We start from the raw sequence: 16,594 nt of genomic DNA, 5'->3' as shown, positions 1-16,594 counted from the left end.
GAAATTCACACGCTGGGCCATCTTAAGGGAAGCGCAGGCGCCAAGGCCGGGCCCGGCGCAAGGGATTGAGTTCCACTACCAGGGCGCAGCGGGTCCAGCCGGCCGCGGCAAAGGCGCGCAAGGATGGGTGGTTGTTATGCCACACCCGCGCAAACAGGCAGTCAAAACCTTGCGCCGCCATATCGGCGCCCGAGGCGGCGATCAATGCCGGCGCCACCTTGCGCCCGCGCATGGCGGGCGCGGTAATGATCTGTACCAGCTTGGCCTGCTTGTCCTGCAAGGGCCAGAAGCCGCGCGGAAGGTAGCGCTCACCATACCAGTAGAAGCACAGGCCGACGATCTGGCCGCCATCGCGGCAGGCGTAGGCACGTGCGCCCTCGCCTGCGTAAAAGGCTTGTTCGCGCATGACCGGATCGGGCGACGCCTCGATTTCGGCACGCTGCACCGGGCCGATCACAAAACCCGCTGCCTGCGGCGGCATCGGCGCCGGCCCTGCGCTGGCACGACGTTGCAGCACGCGGTAGATGGAATAATCACCCAGCACCGCCCGGGCCAGTTGCTTGAGCAGCGCTTTCATACGGCCGCAACCCGGCCAAAACGCAGCATGCGCTTCAAGCGCGCCTTCAGCCCGAAGCGCTCAACCATGCGGCCCAGCCACCCCGACAGCAGGTTCATCGCGAAATGCGCGCGCAGCAGCAGGCTGTTGGCCAGGCTGCGGCGCACCAGGAAGATATTCGCGCACAAGCGCTGCTCAGTCGCAAACAGGCGCTTGTGCTCGGTTTCGCCCTCGGTGAAGTCGAAGTAGCGGAACTTGCCTTCGTTAAACAAATCTTCCAGCGCCAGCCATTGCAGCACGGTGCCGACGGACATCTTCATGTACTCGGGGTCGTAACCCTGGTAGGAGTAGCTCAGCACACCATCGCTGGCCGGGCAGAACAAGTAGGACACGGCACGTTCTCCATCGAACAGCAGGTAGGCGCGCGCCTGGTCATCGGCAGCCCAGGCGCGCGCCTGCTGGCGGAACGATTCGCTGGCCGGCAGGCCGGCATCGAGCAGGCGATCCTGGTAGGTACGGCGCGACAGCGGCAAGGCCAGTTGCAGGAAAGCGTCGATTTCTTCCGGCGTTCGGTAGCTCTTCCAGCGCAGTTCACCGCCCGTCTGTTCGGCGAACTTGCGCACCTTGCGCACAATGGTGGCGCGGGTCTTGGAGGAGAACTTGGCCTGATAGGCTGCAAAGCCCATCCCAAGGTCGATGAAGCAATGGCGGTAATGCTGCGGCACGTAGCACAGGTAGTCGCCGGCCTTGCGGAACGGCGGCGCCTGCTCGTCAAGCGGAACGCCGCGTTCAACGAAGCCCTGGCTACCGGGCAGCAACTCCTGCACGGGGGCGTGCAGCGATTGCGATTGCCGCAGCGGGGCGCCCAGCTTTTCCGGACGCACCTGCAGCGGAAGCGCATAGCTGGCCAGGGTCAGGTCGCTGAGCTGGAACCTGAACGGGACCTGGCGCAATTCCCAGCGGCTCATCCATACCTCCGGCGGTAAGCCTGTTCCACCATGCGCATGCCAGTGCGGTGAAATGGGGAAGTCAGCGGGCCATGCTGGATGCCTGGCACGGCTTGCTGGCGGCCGGCAAAGCCGGCGGTGCGGAAACTGTCACTGTGCTGCTCCAGGAATTGGCAGAGGCGGCGGAAGCGCTGCACCACCACGGGGTCGCTGCGGGTCTTGGCCGTATTCAGCAGCTCGAAGCCGTGCGAAAGGAGGACGAACGCTTGGCGGCCCTGCTCCAGCGCTTGCCACAGCAAGCCTTCCAGCTCCGCCGACGAGCAGGAGGTCAGTTGCGCGTGGCGCAAGCCGCGGCCATCACGGTACACCGTCATCGGATATTCCGTTACGCCGTCGCAGCTGGCCGGATCGGTCATCAGGGTGCCAGGCATGACGCCGCTGTCCGGCCCCATCAAGGTGGCGTTGTAACTGCTGTCAAACGGCAGGCCATTGGCGGCCAGCGCACGCAGGCTGTCGCGGTTGAAGCCGAAGCTGCCGGCGCGGAAAGCGTTCACGTTCGTAGCCCCGGCCTGCTCCAGCATGGCCTTGCCCTTGCGGATCAGGATGGTCTGTTCGTCGAGGGAGAAGTAGCGCAGGTGCTGGCGTTTGCCGGCCACCGATGGCAGCAGCGGCTCACGCGCCTCGTCCACCCATTCGGTATGCAGGTGCAACTGCACTTCGTGGCCGGCCGCCTCGATCATACCGGCGATTTCCGCCAGCGGCTGGAGGCCGAAGCGGGCGGCGAACAGCGGTTCGACAAAGAACACGCCCTTCAGGCCATGGTCGGACAGCACTTTAAGCTGGTAAGGCAAGCCGTAGTCACCGCCTGCCGTGGGGCCATGGATGTAGCGACGGAAGGCGTCCGGAAAGCGGGCATCGATGTCTTGCCAGCCATCGCACCAGATCTCCACATCGACAGTAATCAATACATCCAGCATGCGCGCGCCAGCTTCTGGTTAACAAAATTTACACAATATTAACGATTGACCAAGGGCGGCGCAACCCAGGCTTGTAGCGAACATCAATTATTTCTTGCAATGGAGGCGTTATCGGCAGGACGCAACTGTAATGTCACCAGAATGCTTACGCACAGTTTCAGCATGTCCCGGTCCGCCAGGCTTGCAGGCGCCGGCGCTACGGCCTCAGTTACGCCGAAGGCCATGGGACAGACACGTCCACAACCCAGGTCACACCAAATCGGTCGCGCAGCATGCCGTACAGCGGCGACCATTGGCTTGGAGCCAGCGCGTGCATGACTTCGGCGTCCGCGGCCAAGCCTTCCCACAGGCTGCGGATGGCGTCGGGCTTGTCGCCGCGCAGCGAAACAAAAAAGGCCTTGTCGCCGGGATGCCAGTCGAGACCAGCCTGCACGTCGTAAGCCATCAGCGCGATGCCGTCTTCACCTGTGACCTGGCCCCACACGATGTGCTCTGGATCGGCGGCATCCTGGGCCCGGCCGGCTTGGGAATAGGTGACAAACGTCTGCTCACCTTTGAATACATCGGCGTAGAACTGCAGCGCGGCGCGAGCTTTGCCCTGGAAATTCAAGTGAATTACGGTACGGATGGACATACGGGACTCTTTCAATCGGTTTAAGGGTTGGTTTGCTACGGTGATACTATAAGCACCCCTCCTGCCAATTTCTGTCAGTGGCAAATGTCCCGATCCGAACGACTTTTCCTTCTATTACAAGCATTGCGCACGCTGTCCACGCCCGTCACGGGCGAACAATTGGCACGCGAAACCGGGGTATCGGTGCGTTCGGTCTACCGCGATATCGAGACCTTGCGCGCAGGCGGAGCCGACATCGAAGGCGAGCCGGGGTTCGGCTATACCCTGGTCGACGATGGCAGCCTGCGGCCGCGCACCTTCTCCCGCATCGAGATCGAGGCCCTGACGTTGGGGCTGGCGCAAGTCCGGCAGATGGGCGACCCGGCACTTGCCGCGGCAGCTGATGCGGTGCTGAGCAAGGTAGCGGCAACGCTGCCATCGGCAGGGCAACAGCATGTGCTGCATGCGGTATCGCGCGCGCACCGCTTCGATGACCAGGCAAAGCTGGTTGATCCGGATAACATTGACATGGACCTGATACGCAAAGCATGCTGGCGCGAGGAGGCGTTGGAGATCGCTTACGTCGCAGGCAATGGCATTGCGACCCATCGCACCATCTGGCCATTGGCGATCGTGTATTTGGATCGGATGCTTGTGGTGCTGGCGCGCTGCTGCCTGCGGGATGACTTTCGCATTTTTCGCGTGGACAGGATTACGACGGTGGCTACTGCAGGTATCAGCTTCCGTCCACACCGCGCCGCGCTGTTACGCAGTTATCTGACCAGGTTGGACGAGGAATCAGTAGCTCGGCCCCCCTCTTTGGGTCCACTGCATACACTGGTTGCCGAGACAACCAGGTTGAGCGCATAGCGTTGCCACGTTGGCCTTGGCTCCACCGCCGGCCGATATTCACGAAATTTATGGATTACGCGACCCTGCAATCAGTACTGCGAAACGTCGACCCTACACTTGGCTTCGCCGTGCAAAGCGAGTTGCTCGACCCCTTGTGGATCGATATTTGTTTGCAAGACAAAACGAAATGGGATCGCGCTACAGCGCAGAACAACTATGAAATATTCCGCAAGGGAGCCGAAGCGGGTTCTCCGTTTGCAATGTGCATATGTTCCCGCTTTAGTTTGGCAGGTCTCGGCCAATCAAGGTCGGCTGAAAAGGCGCTTGAGTGGGCAGCCATGGCGGTGGCTTGCGAAAGTGCCCTTGGACACTTTGAAATGGGGGCCTTTTACCAGCGAGGGATAGGCCTACCTGTGCACCTTGATCAAGCGCGGGCGCACTACCTGAGTTCAGCCAAACTCGGCTTTGGTTTCGCTGCAACTCAACTCGCCGTGATGTATCAAACTGGCCAGTTCGGATCAATCGATATGGCAAGTGCTATTGAGTATGCAACCCTTGCATATCAGCTGAATGATGCGATGGCGCCATTGATGATCGCGAATTGGTTTGAACGGGGAGACAGTGTCGCGAAAAACGAGGAGGAAGCGGCGCGCTGGTACTTGCGGGCAGCCGGCGATTGGACGCATAACTTTGCCAAACGGCGAAGTTATGGTTCCCATCACAAATGGGCATGAAAAATGCGGGGAAATTGGCGCGGCTGGCGGGGATCGAACCCACGACCCTCGGCTTCGGAGGCCGATACTCTATCCACTGAGCTACAGCCGCTTGCTGATGCTGAAGAGACACGAAGGATAGCCGGAAATCCATTCCATAGCTAGGGGTTTCCGTCTATAATCGCAGGTTTGACGAGGGCGCGGCGTTAAAAATGCCAAAAAGATAACCCTCCAGCAGCTTTCGAAAACTGTCCTAAGGAAATCATGAGCCACGAATCCGCTATCAGAACGCCAAAGCAGCTGGTCGCTGCCGTTGTAGGTTTCTTCGCTGTTACCATCATTGGCATCGTTTTGCTGGTGCAGTTTGTGACCCAGGAAAAACTGACTGGCGCGGGTTCGGAAAGCCAGAGCGCGGAAGCTGTTGCTGCTCGCCTGAAGCCTGTTGCGGATAACGGCTTTACCCTGAAGGATGTCAACGCGCCTAAAGTGCTGCAGACCGGCGAGGCTGTTTACACTGCGACTTGCGCAGCTTGCCACGCTTCGGGCGCTGCTGGTGCACCTAAGGTCGGCGATAACGGCGCTTGGGGTGCTCGTATTGCTCAGGGTTATGACACTGTTGTGAAGCACGCTCTGGAAGGCCTGCGTGCGATGCCTGCCAAGGGCGGCAACCCGGACCTGGATGATGTGGAAGTGGCGCGCGCTGTTGTGTTCATGGCGAATAAGTCTGGTGGCAAGTTCAAGGAGCCTGAGGTGAAGCAGGCTGCTCCGGCTGCTGAGGCGCCGGCTGCGGAGCCTGGCAAGGGCTGAGCTCTTTCTCCCGCGTTTAAAAAAACCGCTCGATTGGAGCGGTTTTTTTTTGCCTTTTTGAACCGGTAAACCTGGGTCTGACCCACAGGGTCAGACCCCGTCTGTGCTGTGGCTGATGGTGTTGGTTTAAGGCTTTTGACTTGTTGCGAAAGTCAAAAGCGCATAACCTGACCCGCTCTATCGGTTTACCAGATAATTACGCGCTCTTTCGGTGCGAGGTACATCTTGTCGCCTTTCTTCACTCCGAACGCGTCGTAGAAGCCCGGCTGGTTGCGCAGGCTGCCGTTGGCGCGGAATTCTTCGGGCGAGTGCGGGTCGGTGGTGACCTGGCGGATCAGCGCCGCGTCACGCGACTTGGCGCGCCATGCCTGCGCCCAGCCTTGGTAGAAGCGCTGTTCGCCAGTAAAGCCGTCGATCAGCGGCGCTGGCTTGCCGCCCAGCGACAGCTTGTAGGCCTTGTACGCAATCGCCAGGCCGGAGTTGTCGGCGATGTTCTCGCCCAGCGTCAGCTCGCCGTTCACTTTGTAGCCTTTGACCGGGCTGAAGGCGCCATACTGCTTGACCAGCATCTGCGTCTTGGCCTTGAAGTTGGCGTGATCGCGCTTGGTCCACCAGTCGCGCAGGTTGCCGTCGCCGTCGTATTGCGCGCCCTGGTCGTCGAAACCATGCGAAATCTCGTGGCCGATCACGGCGCCGATGGCGCCGTAGTTCACTGCGTCGTCGGCGTTGGCGTCGAAGAACGGCGGCTGCAGGATGGCGGCAGGGAATACGATCTCGTTCAGTTCAGGGTTGTAGTAGGCGTTGACGGTTTGCGGCGTCATGCCCCATTCGTCGCGGTCGATTGGCTTGCCTAGCTTGTCCAGTTCCTTCTGCACTGCGAACTCGGTGGCGCGATTCACGTTGCCAACCAGGTCGTTGCGGTCGATGGTCAGCGCGCTATAGTCGCGCCATTTGTTCGGGTAGCCGATTTTCGGCGTGAACTTGGCGAGCTTGGCCTGCGCTTCGTTCTTGGTCTTGGCGCTCATCCAGGGCAGCTTGTCGATGCTGTCCTTGTAGGCCGCCAGCAGGTTCTTCACCAGTTCTTCCATACGCGCCTTGTTGGCGGCCGGGAAGTGCTGCTCGACGTAGACCTTGCCGATGCTTTCGCCAAGCGCGTTTTCGGTGGCGGTGACGCCGCGCTTCCAGCGTGGGCGATTCTCGGTGGCGCCGCCCAGTTGCTTGCCGTAGAACTCGAAGTTGGTTTCGACGAAGTCGTTGGACAGGAACGGTGCGTTGGCGCGGATGACGTTCCAGGCGAAGTAGGGCTTGAGGGTGTCGAGCGCGGTTTCGGCCAGCAGCTTGTCCAGCGCTTTCAGGTAGCTTGGCTGGCTGACGATCACGTATTCGACCTTGCCGGCGATGCCCAGGCCGGTCAGGTAGGCGTTCCAGTCATAGTGCGGCATCAGTTCGCCCAGCTTGGCGACCGGCACCTTGTTGTAGGCCTTGACCGGGTCGCGCAGCTCGACCTTGGTCCAGTGCAGTTGTGCGATCCTGGTTTCGAAGGCGACGATGGCTTTGGCGTTGGCGGCGGCGTTGGTGTCGCCGGCCAGCGCCAGCATTTTTTCGACGGTGGCCCGGTATTTGGCCAGCGTTTCAGCCATCTTGGCGTCGTCTTTTTTCAGGTAGTAGTCGCGGTCTGGCATGCCCAGGCCGGATTGCACGAAGTCCACCACGTATTTGGTGGAGTCCTTGTTGTCCTGGTGGATGCCGATGTCCATTGGCGCCGCGAAGTTGCGGCGGTTGTGGTACGCGAACAGGGCTGGCAGTTCCTTCTTGTCGCTCAGGGCAGCGATGCGGGCCAGTTCGGGCTGGATGGGGGCTACGCCCAGTTGTTCCAGGCGGGCTTCGTCCATGAAGGCGGCGTAGAAGTCGCCGATGCGTTTCTTGTCGGCGGTGTCGGCGCTTTGGGCGCTGTCTTCAATGATCTTGCGCAGTTGCGGCTGGATGTCTTCGAACAGTTTTTCGAAGACGCCCCAGCTGGACATTTCGGCGGGGATTTCGGCGGTGGCCAGCCATTTGCCGTTCAGGTGCTTGAAGAAGTCGTCCTGGGCGCGGATGGCGGGGTCGACGTATTGGAGTTCGATGCCGGATTTGTCGGCGGCGCTGGCCATTGTTGCCAACAGCGCTGCAGCGGCGGCGGCGAGGAGGTGTTTTTTCATGGGGTCCTTTAGAACCGGTAAACCGGTGTCAGACCCTCAGGGTCTGACACCCGAAACATGGCAGTCGCGGGGCCACTGTCTGACCCTGCGGGTCAGACACTGCAGTACCGGTTTTTACCAGATGATCGCGCGGTCTTTTGGTGCGAGGTACAGCTTGTCGCCGTCCTTCAGGCCGAAGGCTTCGTAGAAGCCTGGCTGGTTGCGCAGCGTGCCGTTGGTGCGGAACGGGCCTGGCGAGTGCGGGTCGGCCTTGATGCGGGAGATCAGCGCTGCGTCGCGGTACTTGGTGCGCCACACCTGCGCCCAGCCCATGTAGAAGCGCTGGTCGCCGCTGAAGCCGTCGATCACAGGCGCTTTCTTGCCTTTCAGCGAGAGCTTGTAGGCCTTGTAGGCCACGGCCAGGCCGGAGTTGTCGCCGATGTTTTCGCCCAGCGTCAGTTCGCCATTGACCTTGTAGCCTGGCAGGGCTTCGAATTCGCCGTACTGCTTGACCAGGATGCCGGTGCGCTCCTTGAAGCGCTTGCCGTCTTCTTCGGTCCACCAGTTGCGCAGGTTGCCGTCGCCGTCGAACTGCGAACCCTGGTCGTCGAAGCCGTGCGAGATTTCGTGGCCGATCACGGCGCCAATGCCGCCGTAGTTGACCGCGTCGTCAGCCTTCATGTCGAAGAATGGCGGCTGCAGGATGGCGGCCGGGAACACGATCTCGTTCATCTCAGGGTTGTAGTAGGCGTTGATCTGCTGCGGTGGCATCAGCCATTCGTCGCGGTCGATCGGCTTGCCCAGCTTGTTCACATTGCGTTCGTGTTCGAACTGGCTGGAACGGATCACGTTGCCTACCAGGTCGTCGCGCTTGATTTCCAGCGCGCTGTAGTCACGCCACTTGTTCGGATAGCCGATCTTGGTGGTGAACTTGGCCAGCTTGGCGTGGGCTTCCTTGCGGGTCTCAGGGCTCATCCACTCCAGGGTGTCGATGCTTTGCTTGAAGGCCAGCAGCAGGTTCTTCACCAGCTGTTCCATGCGGGCCTTGGCTTCCGGCGGGAAGTGCTTGGCAACGTACAGCTTGCCGACCGCTTCGCCCATCGAGCCTTCAGTCAGGGATACGGCGCGCTTCCAGCGTGGGCGCAGTTCGGTGGCGCCGCTCAGGGTGGTGCCGTAGAAGGAGAAGTTTTCGTCAACGAAGGCTTTGGACAGCTCTGGCGACAAAGTCGCCAGCAGGCGGTAGTCCATATAGGCCTTCCAGTCTTCCATCGGCACTTCGGCGATGACTTTATCCAGCGCCTGCAGGTAGGTTGGCTGGCTGACGATCACGTCCTTCACCTTGCCGTTGATATGCACGCCTTCGAACCATGTGTCGAAGTCGAAGCCTGGCATCAGCTCTTTGAGCTTGGCGATTTCGTATTTGTTGTATGCCTTGACCGGATCGCGCAGTTCGACCTTGGTCCACTGGATCTGGGCGATGCGGGTTTCGACGTTGACCACGGCCTTGGCAGTAGCGGCGGCGTTCTTGTCGCCTGCCAGCGCCATCATCTTGGCAACGTGGGTTTCGAACTTGGCCAGGGTATCGGCCAGCTTGGCGTCGTCTTTTTTCAGGTAGTAGTCGCGGTCTGGCATCGACAGGCCGGATTGGGACAGGTCGGCCACGTAGCGGGTCGAGTCCTTATTGTCCTGGTGGATGCCGACGTCGAACGGGCTGCTGACGCCCATGCGCGAGAAGTGCGCGAACTGGGCTGCCAGCTGCTTCTTGTCGTTCAGGGCTGCGATGCGGGCGCGTTCGCCGGCCAGCGGGGTCAGGCCCAGTTGCTCGGCGCGGGCTTCGTCCATCATGGCGGCGTACATGTCGCCTACGCGCTTGGCGTCGGCGTTACCGCCCTTGGCAGCGGCTTCTTCGATCAGGGTGCGCAGTTGCGCCTGGACGGTATCGGACAGCTGGACGAAGGTGCCCCAGGTGGAGCGCTCGGCCGGGATTTCGGTGTTCTTCAGCCAGGTGCCGTTCTGGTGCTGGTAGAAGTCGTCCTGGGCACGAACTGCCTTGTCCATGTTGGCGGCTTCGATGCCGGATTTCTGTGCAGGCTTGCCGGCCGCGATAGCAGCGTTTGCAGCGAAGAGGCCGATGATGACGGCGCTCAGGATCTTGCGTTTCAAGGTTACCCTCCTAGGTAGATGTGACGGTATCGCGCGACTCTAGCACGCCGGGGTGAAACGTTGAAAGAAAAGCCACGCGGCTGCGTGGCTTTTTAGCAAAACAATGATTACCAGATGATGATGCGGTCTTCCGGCTTCACGTACATCTTGTCGCCTTCCTTCACGCCGAAGGCTTCGTAGAAGGCTGGCTGGTTGACCACCGTGCCGTTGGCGCGGAAGCGGCCGGCGGAGTGCGGGTCGGTCTTGATCTGCACAATCGCCTGCTGCTCGCGCATCTTGGTACGCCACACCTGACCGAAGCCCATGAACACGCGCTGTTCGCCGCTCAGGCCATCGATCACCGGCGAAGGCTTGCCGCCCAGGGAGATCTTGTACGCCTTGTACGCAATGGCCAGGCCCGAATTGTCGGCGATGTTCTCGCCCAGGGTCAGCTTGCCGTTGATGTTATAGCCAGGCACCGGCTCGTAGGAGCTGTACTGCTTGACCATGGCGTCCGCCTTGACCTTGAAGGCGGCGCGGTCGGCGGCAGTCCACCAGTCGCGCAAGTTGCCGTCGCCGTCGTACTGCGAGCCCGAATCGTCGAAGCCGTGCGAGATTTCGTGGCCGATCACAGCGCCGATCGCGCCGTAGTTGACGGCATCGTCAGCCTTCATGTCAAAGAACGGCGGCTGCAGAATCGCGGCAGGGAACACGATTTCATTGGCGGTCGCGCGATAGTAGGCATTGATGGTCTGCGGCGTCATGCCCCACTCTTCCTTGTCGATCGGCTTGCCCAACTTCTCCAGGTTGCGGTTGTAGGTGAAATCGGCGGCGCGGCCCAGGTTGCCGATCAGGTCACCCTCCTTGAACTGCAGCTTGCTGTAGTCGCGCCATTTGTTCGGGTAGCCGATCTTCGGGGTGAACTTGGCCAGCTTGTCCTGCGCCTGCTTCTTGGTCTCAGCGCCCATCCAGTCGATGCTGTCGATGCTCTGCTTGTAGGCCGCCAGCAGGTTCTTCACCAGTTCTTCCATGCGCGCCTTGCGCTCGGCCGGGAAGTACTTGGCCACGTACAGCTTGCCCATGCCTTCGCCGATCGAGGCTTCCACCACGCCAATGCCGCGCTTCCAGCGTGGCTGCTGTTCGGTCACGCCGGTCAGCACGGTGCCGTAGAAGTCGAAGTTAGCCTGGTCGAAATCCTTCGACAGGTATGGCGAAGCATCGCGCAGCAGTTGCCATTCAAAGTAGGCCTTCCAGGTTTCCAGCGGGGTGCTTTCAACCAGCTTGGCGAACTCGGTCATGTAGCTTGGCTGTGCCACGATCACGGTATCGGTCTTGGCGGCGATGCCGGTGGCACCCAGGGATGCCTTCCAGTCGTAGCCTGGCGCGATCTCAGCCAGCTTGGTGATTTCCATCTTGTTGTAACGCTTGACCGGGTCGCGGTTGTCGACGCGCGACCATTGCGCCTTCGCCAGTTCGGTTTCCAGTGCCACGATGGCCTTGGCTTTTTCGGCACCATCCTTGTTGCCGGCCAGGCCGAGGATCTTGGCCACGTGCAGCTCGTACTTGGCCAGCGCGTCCGCCATCTTGGCGTCGTCTTTCTTCAGGTAGTACTCGCGGTCGGGCAGGCCCAGGCCGGACTGGCCCATGTGGGCGGCGTACTGGGTCGAGTTGCGCGCGTCCTGGCTGACGAACACGCCGTATGGCGCCGGCACGCCGCTCTTGTTGAAGTGGGCGATCAGCGCAGGAATGCCCTTCTTGTCTTTCAGGCCGCGGATCCTGGACAGCTCGCCGGCCAGCGGCTTGGCGCCCAGCTTTTCCAGCTTGGCTTCGTCCATGTAGGAAGCGTACAGCGCGGCGATCTTGGCGTCGTCGCCTTTCAGGCCTTTCTGGCCCTGCAGGCCCTGGATCAAGTCGCGCAGCTGGAACAGGGTGTCGTCGCGCAGCTTGGCGAAGGAGCCCCAGCTCGACTTGTCGGCCGGGATCTCAGTGGTCTTCAGCCATCCGCCGTTCAGGTGCTCGAAGAAGTCGTCCTGGGCACGCACGTTCTTGTCGATGTACTGCGTGTCGATGCCGGAAGTCGGGGCCGAAGTGTGCTCGTGGCCTTCGTGGCCGCCTGCGTGGGCGAATGCCGCCATCAGGCTCAGGGTAATGGTGCTCAGGATGTGTCGTTTCACTCTCTTTGTCCCTTTAGAATTTGGTTTCAAGTCGAACGCTCCACTGGGTATAGGTGGGGTTCAGTGTGGCTCCTTGTACGGCGAGCCCATTTGCATTGACCAGGTTGTACCCGGTTGCATCATCCGCCAACAGGTTGTTGGCGCTGATTCGGATCTGCGTGCGGCTGTCGAAACGCCACAGCGCATACATGTCCAGCACGCGTTTGCGGCTGGCTTCCACTACTTGCTTGTCGCTCACCTGGGTGCGGATGGCCGGCGTCCAGTTGTAGCTTGTGCCAAGCGTGAGCGGGATGTCTTTCAGGCGGTAGTCCATGCCCACGTTGGCCGTCTGTTTTGCTTGCTGGTCAAGGCGGTTGTCAGGGCCTGGGATGCCGTCGACTTTCGACCAGAAATGGCTGTAGTTGCTGCGGAAGTCGATCTGCGGCGCATTGTCCATCAGCTCGGACAGCGCGAACTTGGCTTCTAGTTCGATGCCGCTGGTGCGGGCATGGCCGATGTTGGCCGGCGAAGAAACCCAGCGCTGGCCAAGCTCGGTTTGCTGCAGCGTGAGTTCGCGGCGAATCAAGTTGTCGATATTGCGCACGAAACCACTGACGCTGACGATGCCGGTGCGGCCAAGGTAGTGTTCATACGCGAGATCGAGGCCCGTGGCCAGTTCCGGCTTCAGGTTCGGGTTGCCGGTACGGTCAGGGCTGGTGGCGCTGTTCAGGCGCGACAGGAACGGCGCGGCGATCAGGTCCTGCACATTGGGCGACTTGTAGCTCTTGGTCAGGCTGGCGCGCACCTGGTCTTTTTCGTGGCCCGGGATTTTCCAGACTGCGTGCAGCAGCGGGCTGAAGACCTTGCTGGTGTTGCTGATGGTGCCGCTGCTGCGGTCGGACGTGGTGCGGATGCCTTCCCAGCGCGCGCCGACATAGGCCGACCATTGCGGCGTGATGTCCCATTCGTCCTGCGCGAACAAGGCGGCGCGGCGGGTGTCTGCGGCCAGGTTGTCGCCGGAATCGGCGAATTGCGCGTTGCCGTTCCTGTCCAGCGATACGCGCACCTGCTCGCGGTGGCTGGCTTCCAGGTCCCAGCCGGCGGCCAGCAAATGGCCGGCGCCGATTGGGGCGGTGTATTTACCGCCGGTGTTGAGGCTCTTGTCCCTGGTGTTGTCGGTATCGGTAAAGCGGTCCAGCAGCGTGCCTTGCGTGTCGTACTGGTAGCGCAGCGAATCGCTGTCACGCTTGCCCAGGCCGAAGCCGAACTTCACATCGAGCTTGCTGGCGCCCTGCAGGCGGTGCACCCAATTGCCGAAGCCTCGCAGGAAAGTGACGTCGCCGTCGCTGGTCTGCTGCGCCAGGTTGTACTCCGGCGGCTGGCTGCCGACCGGCTGCGACAGGTTGGTCTGCGCCGCGCTATGCGACTTCTGGTGCATCAGGAAGGTCTGGAAGTTCAGCGTGTCGCCGTTCTCGAACTTGTACGAGAAGCGCGGCGTCAGGTGCAGGCCCTTGGTGCTGCCGGCGCTTTCGCTTTCAAGGAACTGCTCCTTGGCCAGGTCGCCATCGGCTTCAACTTCCGTGTTGTGGGTGCGGGTGCTGTCATGCTGGCGGTTGACGTTGACCGATGCCGACAAGGTGTAATTCAGGGCGCCCGACTTTCCCGGCGCTGTGACCGACAGCTCCGGCGAATGGCGGCCCTGCTCCAGGCGGTCGGATGCCTTTACCTGCATGTCGCGCATCTGGTAGCCGTCGCGCAGCACGATATTGATGGTGCCGGCGATGGCGCGGGTGCTGTGCTCGGCCACCGGGCCGCGCATGACTTCGATGCGTTCGACCTGGTCAGGGGACAGCGATTCCATTGAGAAGCCGGCTGGCGGGCGTTCGCCATTGACCAGCACCTGGGTATAGCCGCTGCCCAGGCCGCGCATGCGTACCTCGCCGCCGCGGCCGGCGCGGCCACCGAGCGTGATGCCCGGCAGGCGTTTCAAGACGTCGCCGATATTGCTGTCGCCGTTGCGGTCCAGTTCTTCGCGGCCGAACACTTGCTTGCCCGCCGTGGAGTTGCGGCGCTCCGTCATATCGTCCTGGCGGCCGCCGCTGATGGTGACCTGGGGGACGACGTTATCAGCAGCTTTGATGGCTTCCTGCTGGGCTGCGGCACCGCTGGCCGCTCCCAGGGTCACCACGGCGAAAGGGATCAACTTCTTCATGAGTGGGCAACATTACACGCGGCAGGCCGGTTGGCGCCGCGCAGGCATTGTAATCCCCACCCCGGCGGCTGGCACAGGGCCGCCGCCATTGTTACTTTACGATACTTGCTACATGCCGCGGCCAGAGCCGCCGCCAATGCTGACGCCGGCGCCGCCACCCGGACCGCCCATGCCACCGCGTCCGCCGTGGCCGCCGCGATGGCCGCCCTCCTCGCCCGATGGCCGTTCCCCACGGCTTCCGCCAGGGCCTTCCTCCATGCGGATCAGTTGGTCTACGAGAAACTTTGCCGCTGCCTGGCGCTGGCCATCGTCCAGCGCGTCATTGATGCCCAGCCACCATTCGCGCAGTTGGCGGTCCTCGGCCGCGGTCGCAGCCTGCTCGGCTTCAAGGCCGGCCTGCAGGTCACGCAATTCGACATTCTGGGCCTGCAAACCCAGCTTGGTTGCTTCCTGCAGGCGTTCGCGGCGCGCTTTACGCTCACGCAGCAATGCCTTGCTCTGGCTCTCCACCTTGGCCCACAGGGTCTGCTGGTTCGCGTTCAGGTTCAGGGACTTGCGAAATTCGGAAGCCATGGGCACCAGGTCTTCGGCGCGCATGTCCATGACCGGCACGGCAAAAGCAGGCGCGACAGCCATGGCCAATACCAGCCAGGCGGCACGGGCAGTGCGTATCAGTTTCATATTATTGCTCCGGAAAAAAAGATGCCTGCGGGGGTGCCGCAGGCATAAACCACTTTCGGGTAGAGAGAAATAGCGAACCCAGTGTAGGCCTGGCAGCGCAGTCGGTCTGGCTTTCTTACAAATACTTACTCTGGTAAACACATTGGCAAACACCTACAAAGTTATGAATTTATCGTGGCTTTTAAAAGGATTTATTCCATGCTGGCAGCTACGATTGCTGAAAATCAGGTTTATACTGAATTCCAATGGCGGACGAGTTAACCGCTGTATTCGGAACAGGTGACACATGGGCAAGAAACTCAAGAACGCTGGGCTGATCGGCCTTGGCGTGGTCGCGGGGGTAGCGGTATCCCTGCAGTTTTCGGCGATGGCACAAAAGCAGGCTGACCCTGTCTTGCCGCTGGAAGAACTCAAGCAGCTTGCCGATGTGTACGGCCTGATCAAATCCGATTATGTGGAAGCGGTGGAAGACAAGAAACTGCTGACCGAAGCCATCTCCGGCATGGTCGCCTCGCTCGACCCGCACTCCGCCTACCTCGACAAGAAAGCCTATGCCGAACTGCGTGAAGGTTCGCAAGGCAAGTTCGTCGGCCTCGGCATTGAAATCGCCCAGGGCGACGAAGGCTATATCAAGATCGTGGCTCCGATTGAGGATTCGCCGGCCTACCGCGCCGGCATCAAGCCGGGCGACATGATCACCCGCCTGGATACCACCTCGCTGAAAGGCCTGAGCCTGGATGAGTCGGTCAAGAAGATGCGCGGCGAGCCGGGTTCCAAGGTAATGCTGACGATCATGCGCAAGGATGAGCCGCAGCCGCTGGAATTCACGCTGAACCGCGAAGAAATCCACCAGAAGAGCGTGAAGGCCAAGATCGTCTCGCCGGGTTATGCCTGGGTGCGCATTTCGCAATTCCAGGAACCCACCGTGGATGACCTCGCGGCCAAGATCACCGAACTGTACCGCCAGGACCCGCACCTGAAGGGCCTGGTCCTGGACTTGCGCAACGACCCGGGCGGCGTGCTGCAGGGCGCGATCGGCGTCGCGGCAGCCTTCCTGCCGAAGGACACCCCGATCGTCTCGACCAACGGCCAGTTGCCGGACTCGAAACAGATCTTCTACGGCCGCGCCGAATACTACTCGCTGCGCGGCGATGGCGATCCGCTGGCCAAGCTGCCGGAAGCGGTCAAGCACATCCCGATGGCCGTGCTGGTGAATACCGGCTCCGCTTCGGCCTCCGAAATCGTGGCCGGCGCCCTGCAGGATTACAAGCGCGCCACCATCATCGGTTCGCAGACCTTCGGCAAAGGCTCAGTGCAAACCATTCGCCAGCTGACCGCCGATACCGCCGTCAAACTGACCACCGCGCGCTACTACACGCCGCACGGCCGCTCGATCCAGGCCAAAGGCATCTCGCCTGACCTGCCGGTGGACGAGAACGAGGATGGCGACGGCCTGAACAGCCTGCGCATGCGCGAAGCCGACCTCGCCAAACACCTGAGCAACGACCGCGAGCAGGAAGCCGGCAAGGCCCCGCGCGACGAGCTGGAAGAACAGATGCGCATCCTGGCTGCCGAGAAGAAGCGCAAGCCTTTGGAATATGGCAGTGGCGACGATTTCCAGCTCAAGCAGGCACTCAACCACCTGCAAGGCGTTCCGGTGCAACTGGCCAAGGCCGAATCCAAGCTGGTCAAGCTGGATCCGCCACCGAAGAAATAAAGCTGGCAAAGGTTAAGGCGGCGCCCCCTGGGGCGCCGTTTTTCGTT

The 16,594-nt window shown here is 61.3% G+C and carries 13 protein-coding genes and 1 tRNA gene; 4 read left to right on the top strand and 10 right to left on the bottom strand.

Annotated features, from left to right (window positions below):
• Positions 1–22: 22 nt before the first annotated feature.
• From ACN9M3_RS02505 to ACN9M3_RS02490, 4 genes are all read right to left on the bottom strand, one after another.
• Positions 23–577 (bottom strand): GNAT family N-acetyltransferase, encoded by a 555-nt coding sequence (locus tag ACN9M3_RS02505; RefSeq protein WP_426320350.1) that lies wholly within the window; start codon positions 575–577, stop codon positions 23–25.
• Positions 574–1,524 carry a GNAT family N-acetyltransferase gene (locus ACN9M3_RS02500; protein WP_426167235.1) on the bottom strand — a complete coding sequence of 317 codons (951 nt, stop codon included), beginning with the start codon at positions 1,522–1,524 and terminating at the stop codon, positions 574–576. The genes ACN9M3_RS02505 and ACN9M3_RS02500 overlap by 4 nt, the downstream gene beginning before the upstream one ends.
• Complete coding sequence (locus tag ACN9M3_RS02495) at positions 1,521–2,480, bottom strand: polysaccharide deacetylase family protein (protein WP_426320348.1); 960 nt, start codon at positions 2,478–2,480, stop codon at positions 1,521–1,523. Before ACN9M3_RS02495 ends, ACN9M3_RS02500 begins: the two co-directional genes overlap by 4 nt.
• A gap of 208 nt (positions 2,481–2,688) precedes the next feature.
• The gene (locus ACN9M3_RS02490; RefSeq protein ID WP_426167231.1) at positions 2,689–3,114 is read right to left on the bottom strand and encodes a VOC family protein; all 426 of its coding nucleotides are present in this window, start codon (positions 3,112–3,114) and stop codon (positions 2,689–2,691) included.
• A gap of 84 nt (positions 3,115–3,198) precedes the next feature.
• Here ACN9M3_RS02490 and ACN9M3_RS02485 point away from each other — a divergent pair, with 84 nt between their 5' ends.
• On the top strand, positions 3,199–3,963 hold the full coding sequence (locus ACN9M3_RS02485) for a helix-turn-helix transcriptional regulator (RefSeq protein WP_426167229.1): 765 nt from the start codon (positions 3,199–3,201) through the stop codon (positions 3,961–3,963).
• 50 nt (positions 3,964–4,013) lie between these two features.
• Positions 4,014–4,679, top strand: a complete 666-nt coding sequence (locus ACN9M3_RS02480) for a tetratricopeptide repeat protein (protein WP_426167227.1) — start codon at positions 4,014–4,016, stop codon at positions 4,677–4,679.
• 15 nt (positions 4,680–4,694) lie between these two features.
• Here the strand turns inward: ACN9M3_RS02480 and ACN9M3_RS02475 are convergent.
• A tRNA-Arg gene (locus ACN9M3_RS02475) sits at positions 4,695–4,770 on the bottom strand.
• Positions 4,771–4,922: 152 nt separating this feature from the next.
• Between ACN9M3_RS02475 and ACN9M3_RS02470 the strand changes: the two genes are divergently transcribed.
• The gene (locus tag ACN9M3_RS02470) at positions 4,923–5,465 is read left to right on the top strand and encodes a c-type cytochrome (protein WP_426167225.1); all 543 of its coding nucleotides are present in this window, start codon (positions 4,923–4,925) and stop codon (positions 5,463–5,465) included.
• A gap of 185 nt (positions 5,466–5,650) precedes the next feature.
• Here ACN9M3_RS02470 and ACN9M3_RS02465 read toward each other — a convergent pair whose 3' ends face one another.
• From ACN9M3_RS02465 to ACN9M3_RS02445, 5 genes are all read right to left on the bottom strand, one after another.
• Positions 5,651–7,663 (bottom strand): M13 family metallopeptidase, encoded by a 2,013-nt coding sequence (locus tag ACN9M3_RS02465; RefSeq protein ID WP_426320344.1) that lies wholly within the window; start codon positions 7,661–7,663, stop codon positions 5,651–5,653.
• Positions 7,664–7,777: 114 nt separating this feature from the next.
• A complete protein-coding gene (locus tag ACN9M3_RS02460; RefSeq protein ID WP_426320342.1) occupies positions 7,778–9,805 on the bottom strand; it encodes a M13 family metallopeptidase in 2,028 nt (675 codons plus the stop codon).
• Positions 9,806–9,912: 107 nt separating this feature from the next.
• Complete coding sequence (locus ACN9M3_RS02455) at positions 9,913–11,919, bottom strand: M13 family metallopeptidase (protein ID WP_426323668.1); 2,007 nt, start codon at positions 11,917–11,919, stop codon at positions 9,913–9,915.
• 52 nt (positions 11,920–11,971) lie between these two features.
• Positions 11,972–14,149 (bottom strand): TonB-dependent receptor plug domain-containing protein, encoded by a 2,178-nt coding sequence (locus tag ACN9M3_RS02450; protein ID WP_426320340.1) that lies wholly within the window; start codon positions 14,147–14,149, stop codon positions 11,972–11,974.
• 108 nt (positions 14,150–14,257) lie between these two features.
• Complete coding sequence (locus tag ACN9M3_RS02445; RefSeq protein ID WP_426320338.1) at positions 14,258–14,830, bottom strand: hypothetical protein; 573 nt, start codon at positions 14,828–14,830, stop codon at positions 14,258–14,260.
• Between the two features lie 286 nt (positions 14,831–15,116).
• On the opposite strand from ACN9M3_RS02445, the gene ACN9M3_RS02440 reads away from it, so the two are divergent.
• Positions 15,117–16,547: a S41 family peptidase gene (locus ACN9M3_RS02440; RefSeq protein WP_426320336.1), complete on the top strand. Its 1,431-nt coding sequence runs from the start codon at positions 15,117–15,119 to the stop codon at positions 16,545–16,547.
• Positions 16,548–16,594: the final 47 nt, after the last annotated feature.

It is taken from the genome of Pseudoduganella sp. R-43, from assembly GCF_049913255.1.
Classification (GTDB): domain Bacteria; phylum Pseudomonadota; class Gammaproteobacteria; order Burkholderiales; family Burkholderiaceae_D; genus Rugamonas.
This window is presented reverse-complemented; position numbering and strand designations above follow the sequence as displayed.

What these genes read in the sequence shown, in the direction of transcription:
- ACN9M3_RS02505 (WP_426320350.1), bottom strand. Translation starts at nt 577, where the DNA reads ATGAAAGCGCTGCTCAAGCAACTGGCCCGGGCGGTGCTGGGTGATTAT.
- ACN9M3_RS02500 (WP_426167235.1), bottom strand. Translation starts at nt 1,524, where the DNA reads ATGAGCCGCTGGGAATTGCGCCAGGTCCCGTTCAGGTTCCAGCTCAGC.
- ACN9M3_RS02495 (WP_426320348.1), bottom strand. Translation starts at nt 2,480, where the DNA reads ATGCTGGATGTATTGATTACTGTCGATGTGGAGATCTGGTGCGATGGC.
- ACN9M3_RS02490 (WP_426167231.1), bottom strand. Translation starts at nt 3,114, where the DNA reads ATGTCCATCCGTACCGTAATTCACTTGAATTTCCAGGGCAAAGCTCGC.
- ACN9M3_RS02485 (WP_426167229.1), top strand. Translation starts at nt 3,199, where the DNA reads ATGTCCCGATCCGAACGACTTTTCCTTCTATTACAAGCATTGCGCACG.
- ACN9M3_RS02480 (WP_426167227.1), top strand. Translation starts at nt 4,014, where the DNA reads ATGGATTACGCGACCCTGCAATCAGTACTGCGAAACGTCGACCCTACA.
- ACN9M3_RS02470 (WP_426167225.1), top strand. Translation starts at nt 4,923, where the DNA reads ATGAGCCACGAATCCGCTATCAGAACGCCAAAGCAGCTGGTCGCTGCC.
- ACN9M3_RS02465 (WP_426320344.1), bottom strand. Translation starts at nt 7,663, where the DNA reads ATGAAAAAACACCTCCTCGCCGCCGCCGCTGCAGCGCTGTTGGCAACA.
- ACN9M3_RS02455 (WP_426323668.1), bottom strand. Translation starts at nt 11,919, where the DNA reads ATGGCGGCATTCGCCCACGCAGGCGGCCACGAAGGCCACGAGCACACT.
- ACN9M3_RS02450 (WP_426320340.1), bottom strand. Translation starts at nt 14,149, where the DNA reads ATGAAGAAGTTGATCCCTTTCGCCGTGGTGACCCTGGGAGCGGCCAGC.
- ACN9M3_RS02445 (WP_426320338.1), bottom strand. Translation starts at nt 14,830, where the DNA reads ATGAAACTGATACGCACTGCCCGTGCCGCCTGGCTGGTATTGGCCATG.
- ACN9M3_RS02440 (WP_426320336.1), top strand. Translation starts at nt 15,117, where the DNA reads ATGGGCAAGAAACTCAAGAACGCTGGGCTGATCGGCCTTGGCGTGGTC.